The sequence below is a fragment of the Listeria sp. SHR_NRA_18 genome (assembly GCF_003856515.1).
In the GTDB taxonomy this organism is placed as follows: Bacteria; Bacillota; Bacilli; order Lactobacillales; family Listeriaceae; genus Listeria_A; species Listeria_A newyorkensis.
This window is the reverse complement of sequence record NZ_QPKR01000030.1, coordinates 1-2,286: the sequence shown is the minus strand read 5'-3', so window position 1 is coordinate 2,286 and position 2,286 is coordinate 1. Positions and strand designations below refer to the sequence as shown.

General features: G+C 46.9%; 1 protein-coding gene, 14 tRNA genes, 1 rRNA gene and 1 pseudogene. 2 read left to right on the top strand and 15 right to left on the bottom strand.

The features are described from left to right. Positions 1–150 precede the first annotated feature (150 nt). Together DUK53_RS18035 and DUK53_RS16920 are read left to right on the top strand one after the other, a co-directional pair. A pseudogene (locus DUK53_RS18035) lies at positions 151–297 on the top strand (transposase family protein); the annotation flags it as partial. A gap of 25 nt (positions 298–322) precedes the next feature. After that, positions 323–730 (top strand): transposase, encoded by a 408-nt coding sequence (locus DUK53_RS16920; RefSeq protein WP_124893203.1) that lies wholly within the window; start codon positions 323–325, stop codon positions 728–730. A 162-nt stretch (positions 731–892) separates the two neighbouring features. On the opposite strand, the gene DUK53_RS16915 is transcribed toward DUK53_RS16920, so the two are convergent. The 15 genes from DUK53_RS16915 to rrf all read right to left on the bottom strand — a co-directional run bounded on the left by DUK53_RS16915 (position 893) and on the right by rrf (position 2,281). Beyond that, positions 893–976: transfer RNA gene (locus DUK53_RS16915), tRNA-Leu, on the bottom strand. A gap of 37 nt (positions 977–1,013) precedes the next feature. Next, positions 1,014–1,087, bottom strand: a tRNA-Cys gene (locus DUK53_RS16910). Between the two features lie 18 nt (positions 1,088–1,105). Beyond that, a tRNA-Gly gene (locus DUK53_RS16905) sits at positions 1,106–1,177 on the bottom strand. A 12-nt stretch (positions 1,178–1,189) separates the two neighbouring features. After that, positions 1,190–1,261 (bottom strand) — tRNA-Gln (locus DUK53_RS16900). Positions 1,262–1,272: 11 nt separating this feature from the next. Continuing rightward, positions 1,273–1,348: transfer RNA gene (locus DUK53_RS16895), tRNA-His, on the bottom strand. Positions 1,349–1,368: 20 nt separating this feature from the next. Further along, a tRNA-Trp gene (locus DUK53_RS16890) sits at positions 1,369–1,442 on the bottom strand. A 9-nt stretch (positions 1,443–1,451) separates the two neighbouring features. Next, positions 1,452–1,535: transfer RNA gene (locus tag DUK53_RS16885), tRNA-Tyr, on the bottom strand. A 13-nt stretch (positions 1,536–1,548) separates the two neighbouring features. Continuing rightward, positions 1,549–1,621 (bottom strand) — tRNA-Phe (locus tag DUK53_RS16880). A gap of 10 nt (positions 1,622–1,631) precedes the next feature. Further along, positions 1,632–1,704 (bottom strand) — tRNA-Asp (locus DUK53_RS16875). 5 nt (positions 1,705–1,709) lie between these two features. After that, positions 1,710–1,783: transfer RNA gene (locus DUK53_RS16870), tRNA-Met, on the bottom strand. A 19-nt stretch (positions 1,784–1,802) separates the two neighbouring features. Continuing rightward, positions 1,803–1,878, bottom strand: a tRNA-Val gene (locus tag DUK53_RS16865). Positions 1,879–1,891: 13 nt separating this feature from the next. Further along, a tRNA-Glu gene (locus DUK53_RS16860) sits at positions 1,892–1,963 on the bottom strand. Positions 1,964–1,986: 23 nt separating this feature from the next. Then, positions 1,987–2,075, bottom strand: a tRNA-Ser gene (locus tag DUK53_RS16855). Positions 2,076–2,079: 4 nt separating this feature from the next. Further along, positions 2,080–2,155 (bottom strand) — tRNA-Asn (locus DUK53_RS16850). 10 nt (positions 2,156–2,165) lie between these two features. Then, positions 2,166–2,281 (bottom strand): 5S ribosomal RNA (rrf, locus tag DUK53_RS16845). Between the last annotated feature and the right edge of the window lie 5 nt (positions 2,282–2,286).

Here is a 2,286-nt window from a genome sequence, read left to right as displayed (position 1 = left end):
TCCATTCTGATCAAGGATGGCATTATCAGCATAAGAAATGGGTATCTCTTTTAAAGAAGAATAAGGTTTACCAAAGCATGTCCCGTAAGGGAAATTGTTTAGATAACTCTCCTATGGAAAATTTTTTTGGCTTATTAAAACAGAAGTCTAATTAAATTTGGTCCAACTTTTGGGGTTCAGTACAGTCCCTCTTGCAGAACAGGGACAGATCGTATCAAAGACTATCGCATACACACTTTTAAGTATCTTAAAATGGCAGAAAAATACGTCTACGTACATTATCGGAAGCGTCGATATCTTTGTCCTTGTGGCAAATCGTTTGATGAAAAAAATCAAGGCATCATTGCGCGCTATCAGCGCTTCTCCGTATCCTGGCATCAAGCAGCACTGCTCCATAGTATCTCTGCACCTTCTTTTAAGTATACTGCCAACATCTTTGAAAGCAAAAGAACGCCGCGATGTTCGCAAGACCTTACATGCCTTTTATCAACTCGTAAAAGATAAGGAGCTACCAGAATTCATAAAGGCTATCGGCACTTTTGATCGTTGGGAAACGGAAATTATCAATGCTTTCATTTACCCGCATCTATCGAATGGCTTCGTAGAAGGCATCAACAATCGAACCAAAGTCATCAAGCGTACTTCTTACGATTATCGAAGCTTTGCACGATTCCGCGCCAAGATTCTTGCACAACACTTTATTAAAGATTTCGATATTTCTGTAGGCTAAAAAGAGGCACAAGCTATGGTTTCCCTAGCTTGCCCCTCGATATTTTACACCAACAATTGACACAGAGCCTAAATACAAAGTGGAAATCCTGTGGAATCTCTCGAGTTATTTTATATCAGAAAAACAAAACCCCAACACTTTAAAGTGTTGGGGTTGCTTTGATACCGGCGGCCGGGGTCGAACCGGCACGATCGTGAGATCACTGGATTTTGAGTCCAGCGCGTCTGCCAATTCCGCCACGCCGGCATAATATAATTATACTATAATCTTAAATAAACTTCAATGGAGGCGCCAACCGGATTTGAACCGGTGATAAAGGTTTTGCAGACCTCTGCCTTACCACTTGGCTATGGCGCCACATTCGTAAGAAAAATAAGCGGAAGACGAGGTTCGAACTCGCGACCCCCACCTTGGCAAGGTGATGTTCTACCGCTGAACTACTTCCGCAAAAAACAAAAACTGGGCTAGCTGGATTCGAACCAGCGCATGACGGAATCAAAATCCGTTGCCTTACCGCTTGGCTATAGCCCACCGTTTAAAAATGGGGCGGATGATGGGAATCGAACCCACGAATGCCTGAACCACAATCAGGTGCGTTAACCACTTCGCCACACCCGCCATTATTAAATTTACTATTTTGGCAGGGGCAGTAGGAATCGAACCCACACTGAAGGTTTTGGAGACCTTAGTTCTACCTTTAAACTATGCCCCTACTATAAAATGGTGGAGGGGGGCAGATTCGAACTGCCGAACCCGAAGGAGCGGATTTACAGTCCGCCGCGTTTAGCCACTTCGCTACCCCTCCAAATATATTAAGGTGGCTTGGGACAGAATCGAACTGCCGACACCTTGAGCTTCAATCAAGTGCTCTACCAACTGAGCTACCAAGCCATAAATAAAGCGGTCCCGACGGGATTTGAACCCGCGATCTCCTGCGTGACAGGCAGGCATGTTAACCCCTACACCACGGAACCACTAATTGCGGGGACAGGATTTGAACCTGCGACCTTCGGGTTATGAGCCCGACGAGCTACCAGACTGCTCCACCCCGCGACGATATTAAAATAATAAATGGTGGGGGCTAACGGGATCGAACCGCTGACCCTCTGCTTGTAAGGCAGATGCTCTCCCAGCTGAGCTAAGCCCCCTAAAATAAAGAAATGACCCGTACGGGATTCGAACCCGTGTTACCGCCGTGAAAGGGCGGTGTCTTAACCGCTTGACCAACGGGCCTAAATAATAAAAGTTACAGAGAACGGAGAGCAAGGGATTTGAACCCTTGAGACAACTTTCGCCGCCTACACGATTTCCAATCGTGCTCCTTCGGCCACTCGGACAGCTCTCCATAATGGCTCCACAGGCAAGACTCGAACTTGCGACCGATCGGTTAACAGCCGATTGCTCTACCAACTGAGCTACTGTGGAATAATACATTGCCCGGCGACGACCTACTCTCACAGGGGGAAGCCCCCTACTACCATCGGCGCTGAAAAGCTTAACTTCCGTGTTCGGGATGGGAACGGGTGTGACCTCTTCGCCGTAACCACCAGACAATG